This is a genomic window from Roseovarius maritimus, from assembly GCF_043355895.2.
GTDB lineage: Bacteria > Pseudomonadota > Alphaproteobacteria > Rhodobacterales > Rhodobacteraceae > Roseovarius > Roseovarius maritimus.
On record NZ_JBHFPF020000004.1, the window covers coordinates 220,525 to 238,493 of the forward strand.

At 64.7% G+C, this 17,969-nt stretch carries 19 protein-coding genes; 9 read left to right on the plus strand and 10 right to left on the minus strand.

Going from position 1 to position 17,969, the window contains the following annotated elements:
• Positions 1-2 precede the first annotated feature (2 nt).
• The 3 genes from ACEWPM_RS10655 to ACEWPM_RS10665 all read right to left on the minus strand — a co-directional run bounded on the left by ACEWPM_RS10655 (position 3) and on the right by ACEWPM_RS10665 (position 2,618).
• Positions 3-668 carry a DUF998 domain-containing protein gene (locus ACEWPM_RS10655; RefSeq protein ID WP_393962027.1) on the minus strand — a complete coding sequence of 222 codons (666 nt, stop codon included), beginning with the start codon at positions 666-668 and terminating at the stop codon, positions 3-5.
• Between the two features lie 79 nt (positions 669-747).
• Positions 748-1,911: an alpha-hydroxy acid oxidase gene (locus tag ACEWPM_RS10660; protein WP_393962026.1), complete on the minus strand. Its 1,164-nt coding sequence runs from the start codon at positions 1,909-1,911 to the stop codon at positions 748-750.
• 95 nt (positions 1,912-2,006) lie between these two features.
• Complete coding sequence (locus ACEWPM_RS10665; RefSeq protein WP_393962025.1) at positions 2,007-2,618, minus strand: TlpA disulfide reductase family protein; 612 nt, start codon at positions 2,616-2,618, stop codon at positions 2,007-2,009.
• A gap of 21 nt (positions 2,619-2,639) precedes the next feature.
• On the opposite strand from ACEWPM_RS10665, the gene argH reads away from it, so the two are divergent.
• The 5 genes from argH to ACEWPM_RS10690 all read left to right on the plus strand — a co-directional run bounded on the left by argH (position 2,640) and on the right by ACEWPM_RS10690 (position 8,465).
• On the plus strand, positions 2,640-4,031 hold the full coding sequence (gene argH / locus ACEWPM_RS10670; RefSeq protein WP_393962024.1) for an argininosuccinate lyase: 1,392 nt from the start codon (positions 2,640-2,642) through the stop codon (positions 4,029-4,031).
• On the plus strand, positions 4,028-4,201 hold the full coding sequence (locus tag ACEWPM_RS10675) for a hypothetical protein (RefSeq protein ID WP_393962023.1): 174 nt from the start codon (positions 4,028-4,030) through the stop codon (positions 4,199-4,201). Before argH ends, ACEWPM_RS10675 begins: the two co-directional genes overlap by 4 nt.
• Positions 4,198-4,503, plus strand: a complete 306-nt coding sequence (locus ACEWPM_RS10680) for a DUF2834 domain-containing protein (protein WP_393962022.1) — start codon at positions 4,198-4,200, stop codon at positions 4,501-4,503. Before ACEWPM_RS10675 ends, ACEWPM_RS10680 begins: the two co-directional genes overlap by 4 nt.
• 61 nt (positions 4,504-4,564) lie before the next feature.
• On the plus strand, positions 4,565-5,830 hold the full coding sequence (gene lysA, locus ACEWPM_RS10685) for a diaminopimelate decarboxylase (protein ID WP_393962021.1): 1,266 nt from the start codon (positions 4,565-4,567) through the stop codon (positions 5,828-5,830).
• 28 nt (positions 5,831-5,858) lie between these two features.
• The gene (locus ACEWPM_RS10690) at positions 5,859-8,465 is read left to right on the plus strand and encodes a TIGR02302 family protein (RefSeq protein ID WP_393962020.1); all 2,607 of its coding nucleotides are present in this window, start codon (positions 5,859-5,861) and stop codon (positions 8,463-8,465) included.
• A 4-nt stretch (positions 8,466-8,469) separates the two neighbouring features.
• On the opposite strand, the gene ACEWPM_RS10695 is transcribed toward ACEWPM_RS10690, so the two are convergent.
• Positions 8,470-9,363, minus strand: coding sequence for a DMT family transporter (locus tag ACEWPM_RS10695; protein WP_393962019.1), 894 nt, complete (start codon positions 9,361-9,363; stop codon positions 8,470-8,472).
• 18 nt (positions 9,364-9,381) lie between these two features.
• Positions 9,382-10,353, minus strand: coding sequence for a zinc-ribbon domain-containing protein (locus ACEWPM_RS10700; RefSeq protein WP_393962018.1), 972 nt, complete (start codon positions 10,351-10,353; stop codon positions 9,382-9,384).
• A gap of 162 nt (positions 10,354-10,515) precedes the next feature.
• On the opposite strand from ACEWPM_RS10700, the gene ACEWPM_RS10705 reads away from it, so the two are divergent.
• The 4 genes from ACEWPM_RS10705 to ACEWPM_RS10720 are packed head-to-tail and all read left to right on the plus strand — an operon-like array spanning position 10,516 to position 13,425.
• Positions 10,516-11,193 carry a cell division ATP-binding protein FtsE gene (locus tag ACEWPM_RS10705; RefSeq protein WP_393962017.1) on the plus strand — a complete coding sequence of 226 codons (678 nt, stop codon included), beginning with the start codon at positions 10,516-10,518 and terminating at the stop codon, positions 11,191-11,193.
• Between the two features lie 2 nt (positions 11,194-11,195).
• Positions 11,196-12,095, plus strand: coding sequence for a cell division protein FtsX (locus tag ACEWPM_RS10710; protein ID WP_393962206.1), 900 nt, complete (start codon positions 11,196-11,198; stop codon positions 12,093-12,095).
• Positions 12,092-12,820 (plus strand): lysophospholipid acyltransferase family protein, encoded by a 729-nt coding sequence (locus tag ACEWPM_RS10715; RefSeq protein WP_393962016.1) that lies wholly within the window; start codon positions 12,092-12,094, stop codon positions 12,818-12,820. Before ACEWPM_RS10710 ends, ACEWPM_RS10715 begins: the two co-directional genes overlap by 4 nt.
• Positions 12,820-13,425 (plus strand): pyridoxamine 5'-phosphate oxidase family protein, encoded by a 606-nt coding sequence (locus ACEWPM_RS10720; RefSeq protein WP_393962015.1) that lies wholly within the window; start codon positions 12,820-12,822, stop codon positions 13,423-13,425. The genes ACEWPM_RS10715 and ACEWPM_RS10720 overlap by 1 nt, the downstream gene beginning before the upstream one ends.
• A 66-nt stretch (positions 13,426-13,491) precedes the next feature.
• Here ACEWPM_RS10720 and lpdA read toward each other — a convergent pair whose 3' ends face one another.
• The 5 genes from lpdA to odhB form a co-directional block, all read right to left on the minus strand.
• Entirely contained in the window at positions 13,492-14,880 is a 1,389-nt protein-coding gene (gene lpdA / locus ACEWPM_RS10725) for a dihydrolipoyl dehydrogenase (protein WP_393962014.1), read from the minus strand.
• A gap of 120 nt (positions 14,881-15,000) precedes the next feature.
• Positions 15,001-15,411, minus strand: a complete 411-nt coding sequence (locus ACEWPM_RS10730) for an MAPEG family protein (RefSeq protein WP_393962013.1) — start codon at positions 15,409-15,411, stop codon at positions 15,001-15,003.
• Complete coding sequence (locus tag ACEWPM_RS10735) at positions 15,408-15,956, minus strand: hypothetical protein (protein WP_393962012.1); 549 nt, start codon at positions 15,954-15,956, stop codon at positions 15,408-15,410. The genes ACEWPM_RS10730 and ACEWPM_RS10735 overlap by 4 nt, the downstream gene beginning before the upstream one ends.
• A gap of 5 nt (positions 15,957-15,961) precedes the next feature.
• Positions 15,962-16,345, minus strand: coding sequence for a hypothetical protein (locus ACEWPM_RS10740; protein WP_393962011.1), 384 nt, complete (start codon positions 16,343-16,345; stop codon positions 15,962-15,964).
• Positions 16,346-16,406: 61 nt separating this feature from the next.
• The gene (odhB, locus tag ACEWPM_RS10745; RefSeq protein ID WP_393962010.1) at positions 16,407-17,969 is read right to left on the minus strand and encodes a 2-oxoglutarate dehydrogenase complex dihydrolipoyllysine-residue succinyltransferase; all 1,563 of its coding nucleotides are present in this window, start codon (positions 17,967-17,969) and stop codon (positions 16,407-16,409) included.

Below are 17,969 nucleotides of genomic sequence, written 5' to 3' on the forward strand. Positions count from 1 at the left end.
CGCTACACCTCGTTGCGGCTGTGCATGCCCCGCCGCAGGAAGACCAGAGACAAAACAGTTACCATGCCGCATGCAAACAGCCCGAGGATACGCTCCAGAAGACCATCCACCGAGGTCGCGGACATCAGGAAGACGGGTGACATCACCACCCAGCCGATGCCAAGCGCGATGATCCACCACCCCGCGCGCACATGGCCCGAAGTGCGGAGCCCGGCCTGCATCACGGCGCTCAGCAGCGCAAAGAGCGCGCCCATCGCGTAGACGATGTAGATATGCACGACGACACCCTCATTGTCGTTGTCGCCATACTCGTTGCGCGCGCCGATGATGACAACGGCCGCCGCCAGCAGGCTGAGGGACATGACGCCGACGCTCCATCCGGCCTTGCCCAGATGCGCGTGCGCGGCGGCGAGCGCCGTGGCCATGAGCCCAGCGGCAAAGCCGTAGAGGGCGACATCCATCAGGATTTCCCAGCGCCCCGCCGCCAGATCGCTGATCGTGTCCGAGATCCAGTCGTGGTTCGGCACGTAGATCGGCGCGACAAGCGTGCCGATGATGAGGGACGCGCATCCCCCGAGGCCCAGAAGCCCGCAAACAATCAGGAGCCAAGGCCGCTCACTCGTCGGGGCAATGTCAAGGCGGCCCTGAGGCGTGCCCTTGGTCGGCATGATGATCTTCCCCTTATGAGTTGCGTAATGGCGGATAACGCGGGGGCGGGGGGATCGTTCCGGTGCCGGCGCGGGCGGCCTATTCCCAGCCGTCCGAGAACCCCTTGGGGATCATCAGGATATCGCGGTCCACGCCGCGGATGTCGCGGTGCCCGCAAAAGGCCATCGAGACGTCCAGCTCCTTGTGGATCACCTCAAGCGCACGGGTCACGCCCGCCTCGCCCATCGCGCCGAGGCCATAGATATAGGCGCGGCCGATATAGGTGCCGGTCGCGCCCATCGCGAGCGCCTTCAGCACGTCCTGACCCGAGCGGATGCCGCTGTCGAGATGCACCTCGATCTTGTCGCCCACGGCGTCCATGATCTGCGGCAGCGCCCGGATCGAGCTGAGCGCGCCATCCAGCTGCCGCCCGCCATGGTTGCTGACGATGATCGCGTCGGCTCCGACATTCAGCGCTTCCTTGGCATCGCGCGGGTCGATGATGCCCTTGATGATCAGCGGGCCGTCCCACATCTTGCGGAACTGACGGATCCGGTCCCAGTCGAGCGAGGGGTCGAACGCCTCGTTGGTCCAGGTCGCCAGATCGGAGGGGTCTTTGACCGCCTTCACATGACCCACGATATTGCCGAAGCTGCGACGCTTGGTCCCCAGCATCTCGAGGCCCCAGCGTGCCTTGGTCGCCATGTTGGCAATGCTGCGCGGCGTCAGCTTGGGCGGGGCGGAAAGGCCGTTCTTGATATCCTTGTGGCGCTGGCCCAGCATCTGCAGATCAACCGTGATGATCGCTGCCGAGCATTTGGCGGCCTTGGCGCGGTCGAAGAGGCGCTGCATGTAGTCGTCATCGAGCAGCGTATAGACCTGCAGCCAGAACGGCTTCTCGGTATTCTCGGCCACGTCCTCGATCGAGCAGATGGACATGGTGCTGAGCGTGAAGGGCACGCCGAATTTCTCGGCGGCGCGGGCGGCCTTGATCTCGCCATCGGCGCTTTGCATGCCGGTGAGACCTACCGGCGCGAGCGCGACGGGCATCGAGACGTCCTGCCCGATCATCTGGCTGGCCGTGCTGCGCCCGGCCATGTCGATGGCGACGCGCTGGCGCAACAGGATCTCGTTGAAATCGCTCGTGTTGGCGCGGAAGGTCTGCTCGGTCCAGCTGCCCGATTCGCAATAGTCGTAGAACATGCGCGGCACGCGGCGGCGGTAGATGTCCTTGAGGTCTTGGATATTGGTGATCACGGGCATGATGCGCCTCCGGCAGTGCGTATGCACACTGTCTTAGCGGCAGAAATACCCCGCCCGCAATGGGCGCGGATATTTATGCAAACATCCGGGGTGCCTCACTCGGGCGCGGCGTTCAGCCCCGAGATCAGTGCCTTGGCGCTGTCGCTGCTCCAATGCGCGTCGCCCTGAAGGCGCGCGACCTCGCGCCCCTCGGGATCGATAATGACCGTGATCGGCAGGCCCAGAACGCCCATGTCGCGCGCCACACGCTGCTTGGGGTCCCGGTGCATCGGCAGATTGGTCACGCCGATCTCGTCAAAGAAGCCCTCGATGGCGGGCACCGCGTTGCGCCCTGTGGCCAAGGTGACCACCTCGAAACCCTCGCCGCTGAATTCGGTCTGCAGCTCGGATAGCATCGGCATTTCCTTGCGGCAGGGCGCGCACCAGGTGGCCCAGAAATTCAGCAGGATATACTTGCCCTCATAATCGGCCAGCGTGGCCTCGCCGCCGTCTTCGGTGATGAAGCTCGCGGTTGAGATCGCCTTGGGCTCCTCATGGAAATTCAGCTTCTTCATGTCGCCGTCCAGACCGGCGGCAAGGGCCGAGTAATCGCGTGCCGGGGCGGTGCCTGCCCCATCCGCCACGCCTCCGAGGGCGATGAAAAGGCCTGCCGCGATTGCACCGAGGGCAGCGGCGGGATAAAGCAGAGTGGAACGTGACAGACGCATAAAACCTCCGAAGGGGCAGGCATGGCAGACAAAACCTCGAACCAGATGTGGGGCGGCCGTTTCGCCGCCGGACCCGATGCGATCATGGAGGCAATTAACGCCTCGATCGGGTTCGACAAGCGGATGGCGGCACAAGACATCGCCGGATCGAAGGCCCATGCTGCCATGTTGGCGGCCACAGGCATCGTTACAGATAGTGATGCACGCGCGATGACGGAAGGGCTGGATGCCGTTCTGGCCGAGATCGAGGCGGGCGATTTCGTCTTTTCGGCGGCGCTGGAGGACATTCACATGAATGTCGAGGCGCGCCTCAAGGAGATTGTGGGCGAGCCTGCGGGCCGCCTTCATACGGGCCGCTCGCGCAATGATCAGGTGGCGACGGATTTCCGCCTCTGGGTGCGTGATCAGCTGGATGCCTGCGAGACGGCGCTCGAGGCGCTGATGCGCGCGCTTGTGTCGCAGGCCGAGGCGGGCGCGGATTGGGTCATGCCCGGCTTCACCCATCTGCAGGTGGCGCAGCCGGTAACATGGGGCCATCATATGCTGGCCTATGTCGAGATGTTCGCCCGCGACCTCAGCCGCGTGCGCGACGCGCGGGCGCGGATGAACGAATGCCCTCTCGGGACCGCCGCGCTGGCCGGAACCAGCTTTCCGATCGACCGGGACATGACGGCAGAGGCGCTGGGCTTTGACCGGCCCTGCGCCAATTCGCTCGACGCTGTCAGCGACCGGGATTTCGCGCTGGAGTTTCTGGGCACGGCCAGCATTTGCGCCATGCATCTCAGCCGCATGGCCGAAGAGCTGGTCATCTGGTCCTCGGCGCAGTTCCGTTTCGTGGCGCTGTCAGATCGTTTCTCGACCGGCTCCAGCATCATGCCACAAAAGAAGAATCCCGATGCCGCCGAGCTGATCCGCGCCAAGATCGGGCGCATCTTTGGCGCCAATGTCGCGCTGACGCTGGTGATGAAGGGGCTGCCTCTGGCCTATTCCAAGGATATGCAGGAGGACAAGGAGCAGGTCTTTGACGCCGCCGACAACCTCATGCTGGCCCTTGCCGCGATGGAGGGCATGGTGCGCGACATGAGCGCGAACCGCGAAGTGCTGGAGGCCGCCGCAGCGACAGGGTTCTCCACCGCGACCGATCTGGCCGACTGGCTGGTGCGGGTGCTGAACATGCCCTTCCGCGAGGCGCATCACGTCACCGGATCACTGGTAGCGCTAGCCGAGAAGAAGGGCTGCGACCTGCCGGATCTGAGCCTTGAGGACATGCAGGGCGTCCATGGCGACATAACGGGGGATGTATTCGACGTTCTGGGCGTGCATAATTCCGTGGCAAGCCGTGTCAGCTATGGCGGAACGGCGCCGGACAATGTGCGCGCGCAAGTGGCGCGCTGGCAGGAGAGACTTGGATGAGACTTGTCACGATCCTGGCGGCGGTGACCGCCCTTTCCGCCTGCGGCGTCGATGGCGCGCCCATTCGGCCCGGCAGTCAGGACGAACTGGCGCCGGCCAGGAACCAGACGCCGGTCACCAGCGGCCCGATCGGCGGCACATCCTCGGTCCATGCGGGAGCGGTGCTGTGAGATACGTGTTCCTCGCGCTCGCCGTCTGGGGCACGATCCATCCCATGACCTATTTCCTGCGCTGGTTCATGGAGAACGGCTTTGACCTGGGCGGTATGGTCGAGGCCTGGCACGCCAATGCGGCCACCAGCGGGCTAGTCTGGGATCTGACCATCGCGGCCGTCGCGCTGACGCTCTGGGTGCTGGTCGAGACCTGGCGCAGCCGCGACTGGACGCGCCTCATGGCCGTGCCGGCGACCTTCTTCATCGGGGTCAGTTGCGGATTGCCGCTTTACCTCTACCTGCGTTTGCGCAAGGGGTGAGCGCGGGAATTCGAGTATTTTTCCCAAGATGAAGCCCTGATGGCGGCGAGGGACAGCTAGCGTGGACCATTTTCTCTACAAGGACGGCATGCTGCATGCCGAGGACGTGCCCGTGGCCGAGATCGCGGCCGTAGTCGGCACGCCATTCTACGTCTATTCGACCGCAACGCTCGAGCGGCATTTCCGCCTCTTCGACGAGGCGCTGGAGGGCATGGACCACCTTGTGTGCTACGCGATGAAGGCCGCCAGCAATGTCGCCATTCTCAAGACGCTGGCGCGTCTGGGCGCGGGAATGGATGTCGTCTCGGGCGGGGAATACATGCGTGCCAAGGCGGCGGGCGTGCCGGGCGAGCGGATCGTGTTTTCGGGTGTCGGCAAGACCCGCGACGAGATGCGCCTGGCGCTGACGGGGGGCATCCGGCAGTTCAACGTCGAGAGCGAGCCGGAAATGGAAGTTCTGAGCGCCGTGGCCGTCGAGCTGGGCGTGGTCGCACCGATCACAGTGCGGGTGAACCCCGATGTGGACGCCAAGACCCATGCCAAGATCGCAACCGGCAAGAGCGAGAACAAGTTCGGCATCCCGATCGCGCGGGCGCGCGAGGTCTACCGCCTCGCGGCGGATCTGCCGGGGCTGGAGGCGATCGGTATTGATGTTCATATCGGCAGCCAGCTGACCGAGTTGGAGCCGTTTCGTCTGGCCTATCAGAAGGTGGCCGAACTGACCGAGGTGCTGCGCGCCGACGGGCATGACATCCGGCGTCTGGATCTGGGCGGTGGCCTTGGCATTCCGTACACGCGGGGCAACGAGGCGCCGCCTTTGCCCACGGAATACGGCACGCTGGTGCAAGAGACGCTGGGCCATCTGGGCTGCGAGATCGAGATCGAGCCGGGGCGCCTGATTGCCGGCAACGCGGGCCTGATGGTGAGCGAGGTCATCTATGTCAAATCCGGCGAGGACCGCGATTTCCTGATCCTCGACGGCGCGATGAACGATCTGATCCGGCCCGCCATGTATGACGCCTGGCACGATATCGTTCCGGTGATCGAGCCCGAGCCGGGCGCCGAGCAGCAGCCCTACGACATTGTCGGCCCCGTTTGCGAGAGCGGCGATACCTTTGCCAAGCAGCGCATGATGCCGCGGCTTTCCGCCGGTGATCTGGTCGCCTTTCGCAGCGCCGGGGCCTACGGCGCTGTAATGTCGAGCGAATACAACACCCGCCCGCTGATCCCCGAGGTTCTGGTGAATGGGCATGACTTTGCCGTGATCCGGGCGCGACCGAGCTTTGACGAGATGATAAATCGCGATACCATTCCCGAATGGCTGTAGCGCGCTGCGGTCCCATCCGGAGAGGTGAATGGCCCAGAAACCCGACCAGACGTCCAACCTGACAGGCCCATTGGCGGCGCGTCTGCGTGGGCCGTTGACGCTGACTTGGGCGGGCCTCTTGGCCGAGCGTCTGGTGCGGGCCTTCTGGCCACTCTGGACGCTGCTGATCGCTGTGGCGGCGGCGTTGATGATGGGCCTGCAGGATCAGCTGTCCTACGAATTGATCACCGGGGGCGCCATTGCCGCCGCGCTGGGCGCGCTGGCGCTGCTGGTAGTGGGTTTTGCGCGCTTTCGCTGGCCGCGCAGGGCCGAGGCGCTGGCACGGCTGGATGCGACCCTGCCGGGCCGTCCGCTTCAGGCGCTGAACGACGCGCAGGCGATCGGGCGGGGGGATGCCGCGTCCGAGGCGCTTTGGGCGGCGCATCGCAGCCGGATGGAACAGGCCGCCGCCGCCGCGCGTGCGCCGCAACCTGACCTCAAGCTTGCCCGGCTGGACCCTTTCGGCCTGCGCTATGTGGCGCTGTTGGGCCTGGTCGTGGCGATGCTCTTCGGCTCGGTCTGGCGCATCGCGGCGCCGGTACCGATGCTGCCGGGCGGCAGCGGCGCACTCGCTGCGGGACCCACATGGGAGGGCTGGATCGAGCCGCCGGTCTATACCGGCCTGCCGACGCTCTACCTCGCCGATCAGGGCGATGAGATCGACGTGCCCGAGGGCAGCCGCGTGATGGTGCGTCTTTATGGCGAGCTGGGCGCGCTGGCGCTGACCGAGACCGTGTCGGGGCGCACCGAGGGGCTGGACGCGGCGACGGACCCGGCGCAAGGCTTTGACGTGGTGCAGGACGGCACCTTGGCCATTGACGGGCCGGGTGGACGCAGCTGGGACATCCGCGCGCTGCCTGACACGCCGCCCGCGGCCCAAGTGCTCAGCGAGGGCGCCAAGACCACCTTCGACGGCCAGATGAGCCAGCCTTATTCGGCGCTCGACGATTACGGCGTGACCGGGGGCACGGCCACCTTCGCGCTGGATCTGGACGCGGTCGACCGTCGCTATGGCCTCGAGTCCCAGCCGGAGCCGCGCGAGGCGATCACGCTGGATCTGCCGCTGCCCATCACCGGTGGCCGCACCGATTTCACTGAGGCGCTGGTTGAAAACCTGTCGCAGCACCCCTGGGCCCATCTGCCCGTGACGCTGACGATCACGGCCGAGGATGCGGCAGGCCAGACGGGCAGCAGCGCGCCCTACGCGATGGATTTGCCAGCGCGGAGGTTCTTTGACCCATTGGCGGCGGCCATCATCGAGCAACGGCGCGATCTGTTATGGAATCGCGGCAACGCGCGCCGGGTGGCGCAGGTGATCCGGGCGGTGTCGTATCAGCCCGAAGAGAAGTTCTTTCGCGATCCGGCGGATTTTCTGAAACTGCGAACGATACTGCGGCGGCTTGAGGCTGGTCTGAACGGCGGCGGGCTGGATGGCGATACGCGGGATGCGCTGGCCGATGCGCTCTGGGATCTGGCGGTGACGCTGGAGGACGGCGATATCGAGGATGCGCTGGAGCGGATGCGTGAGGCGCAGGAGCGTCTGAGCGAGGCGATGCGAAACGGTGCCAGCGAGGACGAAATCGCGCGCCTGATGCAGGAGCTGCGCGACGCCACCGATGATTACCTTCGGCAGAAATCCCAACAGGCGCAGCGCGAAAACGGCACCGACCAGCCCGACCCCGGCGAGCAGAACATGACCATGCTCAGCCAGCAGGATCTGCAGGACATGATGGACCGTATTCAGGATCTGATGGCCGAAGGCCGCATGGCCGAGGCGGAGGAGGCGCTGCGCCAGTTCCAGGAAATGATGGAGAACCTGCGCGTCACCGAAGGCCAACCCGGTCAGGGCGAGGGCAGCCCCGGTCAGGAGGCGATGGAGGGGCTGGCCGACACGCTGCGCCAGCAGCAGGGCCTTTCGGATCAGGCTTTCCGCGATCTGCAGGAGCAGTTCAATCCCGGCGCGCAGGCGGGTGAAAGTCAGGGCAACGAGGGCCGCAATGGCGGTCAGGGCCGCGGCCAGAGCCATGAAGGCCAGGGGGGTCAAGGCGAGAGCGACGGCGGCAGCGCGGAAGGTCAGCAGCAAAGCGGTCAGGGTGGCGGGCAGCCCGGCGATCTGGCCGCACGGCAAGAGGCCCTGCGCCAGGAGCTGGCGCGCCAGCGCGGCAGCCTGCCGGGCAACGGCGAGGCGTCGGATGAGGCGCGCGGCGCGCTGGACCGTGCGGGCGAGGCGATGGACGGCGCCGAAGAGGCGCTGCGCGGGGACGATCTGGCTGAGGCGATCGACCGACAGTCCGAGGCAATGGATGCGCTGCGCGAGGGCATGCGAAGCCTTGGCGAGGCGATGGCCGAGGAATCGGGCGGCCGGGAAGGTGGGCAGGGGCAGGCGAGCGGTGCAACCGGCGGCCAGCAATCCGATCCGCTGGGCCGCACGCCTGGCCAGGGTGACCGCGCCGGCACGGATGGCAACTTGCTTCAGGGCGAGGACGTGTATCGGCGCGCGCGCGAGCTTCTGGACGAGCTCCGCCGCCGCTCGGGGGAGGGCGCGCGCCCCGAGGTCGAGCGCGATTATCTGGAGCGGCTTCTGGAGCGGTTCTGACCGACTAGAGGAGCTTGCGGATTGACGAGCCGCGAAGCGTCATCACCGCCTCGGAAATTGCGGCGCCGAAGATCAGCAGCCCGCCCGTGGCGCGATAGAGACCGAACGGTTCGTCCAGCAGCAGCGCACCAGAGAGTACGCCCGAGAGGATTTCGAGCGTGAAAAGGAAACTGAGCAGCGCAGGCGGCAGGCACGCAGCCCCCCAGAGCGTAAGTCCGACCAGTGGCACGAGGTAGAGCGCCCCGAGCAAAAGAGAGGCCAAGAAGGCGGTCGGCGCGATTTGGGCCATGATGGTATCGCCCATCAGCAGCGCAATCACGGCGGATTGCAGCATTGCCCAGAGTACGGTGGCCAGCGTCAACGCCGAGGCCCTCGCCGGAGGCCCGGTGAAGACCAGCGTGGCCCCGATTGCCCACATCACGCCCGCAATCAGCGCCAGCACATCGCCGATATTGAGCGAGGCCAGCGATATATCCCCGCCCAGCACCAGATAGGCGCCCAGCAGCGTCAGCAGCAGCGTCACCGAGGAACTGCGCCGCCACGGCTGTTTCAGAAAGGCCCATTCGATGATCTTGCTCCAGCCCGGCGCGAGGTAGAATAGCAAGATCACGCGCACCACATCCGACATTGTCAGCGCGACGGAGTAGAAGGAAAACGCCAGCGCGATCAGCCCTGCGCCCAGGATCAGGCGCAGGCGCAGGCGCGGCATGATGCGGATGGCCAGCATGTAGCCCACCAGCGCGATCACTGCGCCAAAATTGCAGATGAAACTTGCCTGGGCCCCGGTGAGGCCGAGGCTTTCGAGCCAGCGGATGGGGATCCACCACAGGCCCCACAAGATGGCCGATAGAACGGTCAGGGCAACCGGGGCCAGCGGGTTGCCGGAGGGCGGGATCACATGCCCGCCATGGCCTGCCTAGCCATTCGTGTCCGCAGGTGCGGTGCCGGTCACTGTATCCAGCCACAGCATCAGCGCGGCCACTTGGCCGTCCAGCCAGACGCGCAGCCCGTCTACCCAATTGGCGTAGTCGGCCAGCACTCCGCGCAGCGCGGGCAGCATATCGGCCAGCGGCGCGGCATAGACATAGACCAAAAGCGCCATGACCGCGATCAGCAGGGCGATCAGAAAACCCCGGCGAAATCCGCCGGGCTGGCGGGGAGGCGCCTCGGGATAGGTCTCGTATCCTGCGGCGGCTGCGCTGGTGTCCGTGGTGGGTTCGGGGCCGAGGGAGGAGTTGATTTCCTCGATGTCGGGGAAAAGGCTCTTGCGCGATTTGGGGTCGATATCGTCGGCATCATCGCCCCCCTGATAGCGGCCCGGTTGGGCTTCGCCGCGCTCGTCGCTGTCGTCGAGCCCGCGCATGCGCGCCATGCGCTGTCGCGCTTCGCGCTCGCGGCGGGCTTCGCCGTCTTCGTCTCCAAGCCCCAGATCGGGCTGCGTTTCCACGCCGCCTTGCGCGGCGGCACGCGCGCGCTTTTCGCGCTCGGCCTCTTCGCGCAGGACGTTTGCAACCGACGGGTCGATCTCGCGCCGCTCATGGCGCTCGGGGCGTCCGGCATGCGGTTCGACTGGCTCGGCTTTCGGAGCGGATGTCTCCTTGGCCTTTTCCTCTTCATAGGCATCCTCTTTGCCAGTGTCCGGCGGTGCTATGAAATCCTCGGCAGCCGGCGGGACAGGCGCGGGTGCAGCTTCTGGCGCGTCCTCTTGCCAATCATCCGTGTTGGGGGCGCTGGTCCCGTCATCCCGTGCCTCGGCCTCCACCTGGTCGCGGTGCGGCTGAAACCATGTGTCGCCACAATTCGAGCATTGCACGTCACGGCCCGATTCCGGGATCACCTCATCGGGCACTTCGTATTGCGCGCCGCAATTCGGGCAAGTCAGCCTCATTTTCGCACCTGTCACCTGTCCCCGTTTGCCGGGCTGTCCTGATTGTATTCACCCTAAGGCTTAAAGGATGGATCGAAAAGAGCAAAGGATTTGCGCCCCCGCGATTGCAAGACGCGCCACAGTGGGGCATTTAAGGCCCATAACGGGCAGAAGGGGCAGCCGGTGATCGAGCTGGAAAACGTGGCCTATTCCTATGGCGGTGGCGAATTGCTGAGCGATATAACGCTGCGCCTGCAACCGGGGTCGTTTCACTTTCTGACCGGCCCTTCCGGCGCGGGCAAGACGACGCTGCTCAAACTGTTTTACGGCGCACTGATGCCTACGGCGGGGCATGTGCGCCTGTTTGATTCCGATGTGCGCGAGCTCAGCCGCGACGATATCGCGATGGCGCGGCGGCGCATCGGTGTCGTGCATCAGGATTGTCAGTTCCTCAATCATCTGAGCGTGTCCGAGAATATCGCCCTGCCGCTGATGGTCTCGGACCGCAACATGCTGGACGAGGATGCCAACCTGCGCGAACTGACCAGTTGGGTCGGGCTGACGCAGCGCGCCGGGGCCTTGCCGCCAGAGCTGTCGGGCGGGGAGCGTCAGCGCGCGGCGCTTGCCCGTGCCATCATCATGTCGCCCGATGTGGTCCTGGCGGATGAGCCGACGGGCAATGTCGACTGGGAGATGTCGCAGCGCCTCATGCGTCTCCTGATCGAGCTGAACCGCATGGGCAAGACGATCATGATAGCGACCCATGACCTGGCCCTGATCCGCACGGCGAAAAGCCAGGTGCAGGCGCGCGTGCTGCGCATCTCGAACCGTCGGCTGCAACTGGCGGGGGCAGATTTGTGAACATGATCCTGGAACGGTTGCGCGGCCTTCTGGCCGGCGAGTCCGGCTCGGACCGGGTTGTGCCGCCGACGGGCTATACCGCATGGCTGACCCTTTTTGCCGCTGGTGCGATGGCGTTTCTAGCTGTGTTCGCACTGGCGCTGTCTCTGGCCACATCGCGCCTTGCCGATCGCTGGGGCGACGCGCTGGCGCGCAGTTCGACCTTGAGGATTTCCGCGCCCGAGGGCCAGATGCTGGCCCAGACCGAGGCCGCACTGAAGGTTCTCGGCACCACGCCCGGCATTGCCAGCGCCCGCGCACTGACCTCCGAGGAGCAGCGCGCCCTGCTGGAGCCGTGGTTCGGTCCCGACCTGCCGGTCGAGACCCTCCCCATCCCGCAACTTGTCGAGATCATCGAAGAAGGCAACGGTTATGATGCTGCGGGCCTGCGCCTGCGCCTTGCTGCCGAAGTGCCCGGTGCGGTGCTGGACGATCACACCCGCTGGCGCGCGCCGCTGGTGCGCGCGGCCTCGCGCCTGCGCCTTTTGGGCTGGGTATCGCTGATCCTGATCGCGGGCACGGTGGCGGCGATGATCACGCTGGCGGCCAACGCGGCGCTGGCGGCCAATGCGCAAGTCATCGGCGTTCTGCGCCTTGTCGGCGCGCGCGATGTCTACATCGCTCAGGCTTTTGTGCGCCGATTTACCCTGCGCGGCCTGACCGGCGCGGGCGTGGGCATGGTGATGGGATGCATCGCCGTCGCCTTCCTGCCGCGCACCGAAGTTGCGGGTGGCTTCCTGACGGGGCTCGGCTTCCAGGGCTGGCAGTGGCTCTGGCCGCTGATTATCCCGCTATTGTCGGGCGCGGTCGCGTTCCTGGCCACGCGGGCTGCCGCGCAGCGCACGCTGAGGGACATGCCTTGAGCGGCGCGGTTCAATGGCTGCGCTCGCTCGCGTTCATCATCCAGATGTATCTGGCGATGGCAGTCATCGGTCTGCTCTTTTTTCCTTGGGCGCTGCTCAGCACGCGGGGCGCGCGGGCGGCCTGCAAGGCGTTTTGCGCATGGGTGCGCTGGACCGCCGCCTGGATGGTGAATTTGCGGACCGAAGTGCGCGGCACGCCGCCCACAGGTGAGGTGTTGATCGCGGCCAAGCATCAATCTTTCCTCGATATCATCCTCATCTTCGGCGCGGTCCCCGCCGGCAAGTTCATCATGAAGCGCGAGCTGATGTGGACGCCCATTTTAGGCCAATACGCGCTGCGTATCGGCTGCATTCCTGTTAATCGCGGCAAACGCGGGGCGGCGATCAAGAAGATGGTCGAGGATGTGGCGAGGGGCGCAGTCGAGCCCGGCCAACTGATCATCTACCCGCAGGGCACGCGCGTCGCACCGGGCGCCGAGATGCCCTACAAGATCGGATCGGGGGCGATTTACACGGCCATGCAGCAGGATTGCGTGCCGGTAGCAACCAATGTGGGTGTCTTTTGGCCCCGCCACGGCATCCTGCGCAAGCCGGGTGTGGCAGTCGTTGAATTTCTGCCCGTGATCCCCGAAGGCTTGCACCGCGCGGATTTCATGGCCCGGCTTGAGTCCGAGATCGAAGAGGCATCGGACTCCCTGATGAAGGAAGCGGGGTTTTCGCGCTGATGGACTATATCGAGGATATCGACGCGCTTGAGGCGCTTTACGGCACGCCCAGCGTCGCGGCAGAGCGGAAAGTATCGGACCGGCTGCTTCCGCTCCATGCGAAATGGATCGCCGCGTCGCGCTTTTGCGTGCTGAGCACGGTTGGCCCGGGTGGCACCGATGGCAGCCCGCGCGGCGATGATGGCCCCGTGGTGACGCCCTTGGACGCACATACATTGGTCATGCCGGATTGGCGCGGCAATAACCGCATGGACAGCCTGCGCAATATCATTCGCGATGGGCGTTTGTCGCTGATGTTCCTCGTGCCGGGGTCCAACACGGTGATCCGCATCAACGGACGCGGACGGGTGACGACGGATGGAGAGCTGCTGGCTTGGTTCGGCAAGGACGGCAAATTGCCCAAAACGGCGGTGGTAATCGAGATCGCCGAGGTCTATCTGCAATGCTCGCGTGCGCAGCTGCGCTCGGGACTGTGGACGCGCAGCGATGCCGACGGTCTGCCCAGTATGGGGGATCTGCTGGCCGAGGCAACCGAGGGCGCGGTCGGCGGCGCGGCGTTCGATGCCGATTGGGCGGAACGCTCGACGCGCGAGATCTGGTCCTGATCCCGCGCGCCGTGAATCTAATATGAAAATCACCCCATATTCTTGTTCAAGAATATGGGGTGGCAGTCAGGCGTGGATGGCGCCATCTCCGCAGGCGAGGGCCGCCTCGCGCACCGCTTCGGAATAAGTCGGATGCGCGTGGCAGGTCAGCGCCAGATCCTGTGCGGCGGCACCGAATTCCATCGCGACGCAGACCTCGTGGATCAGATCGCCTGCCGCCGGGCCGATGATGTGGCAGCCGAGGATGCGGTCGGTTTCCTTGTCGGCGATGATCTTGACGAAACCGTCGGCGGCGAAATTTGCCTTGGCGCGGCCATTGCCCATGAAGCTGAACTTGCCGACCTTGTAGACGCGGCCCTCTTCTTTCAGCTTATCCTCGGTCTTGCCAACGGATGCCACCTCGGGATGGGTATAGATCACGCTGGGGATAACCCCATAGTTGACGTGGCCGTGCTTGCCCGCCAGCACCTCGGCGCAGGCCATGCCCTCATCCTCGGCCTTGTGGGCCAGCATGGGGCCGTCGATCGCGTCACCGAGCGCATAGATTCCTTTGACATTGGTCTGCCAGTGGTCGTCCGTTTTGATCTGGCCACGCTCGGACATCTCGACGCCTAGCGCATCGAGCCCAAGCCCGTCCGTATAGGGGCGGCGGCCCGTGGCCAGAAGGACGGTATCGGCCTCGATCTCGGCCTCGCTGTCATCCTTGCGCAGTTTGTACTTCACCGTCGCCTTGCCGCCCTTGACCTCGCAGCTCTGCACGGCGGCGCCCATGAGGAAATTGAGGCCCTGCTTTTTCAAGATGCGCTGGAAGGTCTTTTGCACCTCGGCGTCCATGCCGGGGGTGATCGCATCCAGAAATTCGACGACGGTCACCTCGGCGCCGAGGCGGCTATAGACGCTGCCCATCTCGAGGCCGATAACGCCCGCGCCGATCACGACCATCTTCTTCGGGATCTTGGCCAGCTCCAGCGCGCCGGTGGAGGTGACGACCGTCTTTTCATCGACTTCGACGCCCTTGAGCGGCGACGGCTCGGACCCGGTTGCGACGATGATGCTCGATGCCTCATGCGTGTCTTCACCGACCTTGACCTTGCCGGCCTCAGGGATGGACGCCCAGCCCTTGATCCAGTCAATCTTGTTCTTCTTGAAGAGGAACTCGATGCCCTTGGTGTTCGTGTCGATCGTCTCCTGCTTGTATTCCAGCATCTTTTTCCAGTCGACCGAGGGGCTTTTGCCCTTGAGGCCCATGGCGGCAAAGTTGTGCTCGGCCTCATGCAGCATGTGGCTGGCATGGAGCAGCGCCTTGGACGGGATGCAGCCGATGTTCAGGCAGGTGCCGCCCAGCGTCTCGCGCCCCTCGACACAGGCGGTTTTCAGGCCCAGCTGGGCACAGCGAATGGCGGCGACATAGCCGCCCGGGCCGGAGCCGATCACGATGACATCATATGTGGCCATGGGTAGGGTTCCTTTGGATCAGATGCGGTTGGCGCCAAAGAGACAGGGAATTGCCTTGAGGGTCAACCGAAGGGGGTGGTTGCGCGTTCCGGCTATGAGTATTTTCGGAACAGTGAAAGACTAAAAGAGCGCGGCGAGCAGCATGAGCGTCGTGGCGCCGAAGCCCACCGCCCAGATCAGCGAGCGGCCCGGCACGAGACCGAAGTAGTAGGCCGGGACATAGGCAATGCGCGCCGCGAGATAGACCCAGGCGCAGGTGACGGTGAGCCAGGTGGACTGGCCCGAGACGGCGATGACCGTGCAGGCGATACCGAAAAGGATCAGCCCCTCGAAATGGTTATTGAGGGCGCGCACGAGGCGGCCGGTTTTAGGGCTGATCTGCTCTGCCATGGGCGCGTCCGTCTGACCGGGGTCGCGAGGCCCCATCGTTCTGGCCGTGCCCAGTTCGAGATTGACCGGCACGGCCATGAGACCGAATTGGATCACCTGAAGCAGGGCGGCGAGGGTGAGTACGGTAAGCTCGGGGGTCATGACAGGACTGCCTTTGCGATGAGGGCCGCGCGGGCGTCAAAGCTGCCGATGCGGGCCGAAGGGTGGGGCGCGGGGATATGGTCGATGCCGAAATGGCGTAGGACATTGGCGGCATCCGTGCCGAGGGCGACGGGGCGGCGGCCCATCAATTCATGCCGGCCGATCGCGGCAAAGCTGGCGCGCGCATGGGCGGCGGGGATGGTGCTGGAGCGTTTGGGCGTCAGGAGGTGGAAGACGGGTGAGATGTAGATGTCTGCGCGTTTGAGGCCCATGAGGGCGAGCGCCTTGTCGATGACGCGGATGAAGGGGTTGTCCGGCAGGTGACCGTGGCGTTGCAGGTGGGCCCGGTTGGCTGCCGCTGAGGGGGCATCAAGCCAATCCTTGGAAATCAGGAGCGGGCCGGTGAGGTTGCCGCAAGCGATCTGAATGGGCGAGACGTAGTCGCCGTCGAAGCCGTACTCCGCCAGCGTGGGATAGCCCGGCAGGCGGAATGCGCGGCGGGCGGCGATCGCGCGGGTGTAGGGAGAGCGGAGTCGGACGTTCATCGTGGCTACACGACGATAATATTCTTGAGCAGTAGAATTACGCCGCCCACGAAAAACGCCGTAGACGAAAAAGCGAAGAACGCATTTACCACTGCAATGAATTTATTCAGAAATTGGTGCGTTTTGCTTTCTGGCGGATGAGCATAGAAATAGTAGGATACCAATAGGGCCAACAGTATCGAGACTATACCAGCCAAGAATAATGCCATTGCCCACTGGAGCGACCATACTGAAAAGGTGAAAAGGGATTGGTTTTTTGCGCCAGCGATAAATGTAAGTAGCGCTAAGATGGCGCCTGCGTTCATCGTGATTAGCGTTTTTGCAAAAGTGACACCGAGCTGGTCTGCAGCTTGGATGCGCGCAATTTCAGACGTTTCTGAGGAAGGCAAAATTCAATCCCAATACTGCTTCTTTCTAAGGGGCGTGCTGACGCACGCCCCTTAGTCTTGATCAGAGATCCATCAGCAACCGCCGCGGATCCTCCAGCGCCTCTTTCACGCGGACGAGGAACGTCACCGCCCCTTTGCCGTCCACGATCCGGTGGTCATAGCTGAGGGCCAGATACATCATCGGGCGGATCTTGACCTCGCCCTTGATGGCCATCGGGCGATCCTGGATCTTGTGCATGCCGAGGATGCCTGATTGCGGCGGGTTGAGGATGGGCGACGAGAGCAGCGAGCCGTAAACGCCGCCGTTGGAGATGGTGAAGGTGCCGCCCTGCATTTCCTCCATCGTCAGCTTGCCGTCGCGGGCCTTGGCGCCCTTCTCGGCGATGGCCTTCTCGATCTCGGCAAAGCTCATCGCATCGGCGTCGCGGATGACGGGCACGACGAGGCCGGTGGGCGTGCCGGCGGCGATGCCCATATGCACGAAGTTTTTGTAGACGATCTCGGTGCCGTCGATCTCGGCATTGACCTCGGGGACTTCCTTCAGGGCATGCACGCAGGCCTTGGTGAAGAAGGACATGAAGCCAAGTTTCACGCCGTGCTTCTTGAGGAATTCGTCTTTGTACTCGCTGCGCAGCGCCATGACCTCGGTCATGTCGACCTCGTTGTAAGTGGTCAGCATGGCGGCGGTGTTCTGGCTGTCCTTGAGGCGCTTGGCGATGGTCTGGCGCAGGCGGGTCATCTTGACACGCTCTTCGCGGCTGGCATCGCTGGCGGGCGAGGGCGCGCGTTTGGGCGCGGCGGGCGCGGGGGCATCGGCCTTGGCGCCGCCCTCCTTGGCCGCCTTGGCGACGTCCTCTTTCATGATACGCCCATCCTTGCCGGTGCCGGTGACCTGATCGGGGTTGAGGCCCGCCTCGGCCATTGCCTTTTTCGCGGATGGGGCATCCTCGACATCCTTGGAGCCGGCACCGGCCTTGGGCTGCTGATATTGATCGCCGCCGGCGGGCTTGTCATCCTTGGCCTGCGCGACGCCCGCATCACTGCCCGAGGAGAGCACGGCCAGCTTACCGCCCGCTTGAACGGTGTCGCCCTCGCTCGCGAGGATCTCCGACAGCGTGCCTGCGCCGGGGCTGGGCACCTCGACCGAGACCTTGTCGGTCTCGAGCTCGCACAGCATCTCGTCGGCTTCGACCGTGTCGCCGGCCTTCTTGAACCATGTGCTGACAGTGGCCTCGCTGACGCTTTCGCCCAGGGTGGGGACCATCACGTCGATGCTGCCCCCTCCGCCGCCCGATTTCTTTTCGGTCTGCTTGTCGGATTTGGCCTCGGACTTCTCCTCGCTCATTTCCTCCTTGGCAGGTTTTTCTTCCTTGGGCTTGGCGCCGGCGCCTTCCTCGATCGTGGCCAGCAGGGCATCGACGCCCACCGTTTCGCCCTCAGCCGCGACGATGTCGCCCATCGTGCCAGCGGCCGGGCTGGGCACCTCGACGGTGACCTTGTCGGTCTCAAGCTCGCAGAGCATTTCGTCGGCTTCGACTTTGTCGCCCGGTTTCTTGAACCATGTGGCGACGGTGGCCTCGGAAACGGATTCGCCCAGGGTGGGAACGCGTACTTCGGTGCTCAT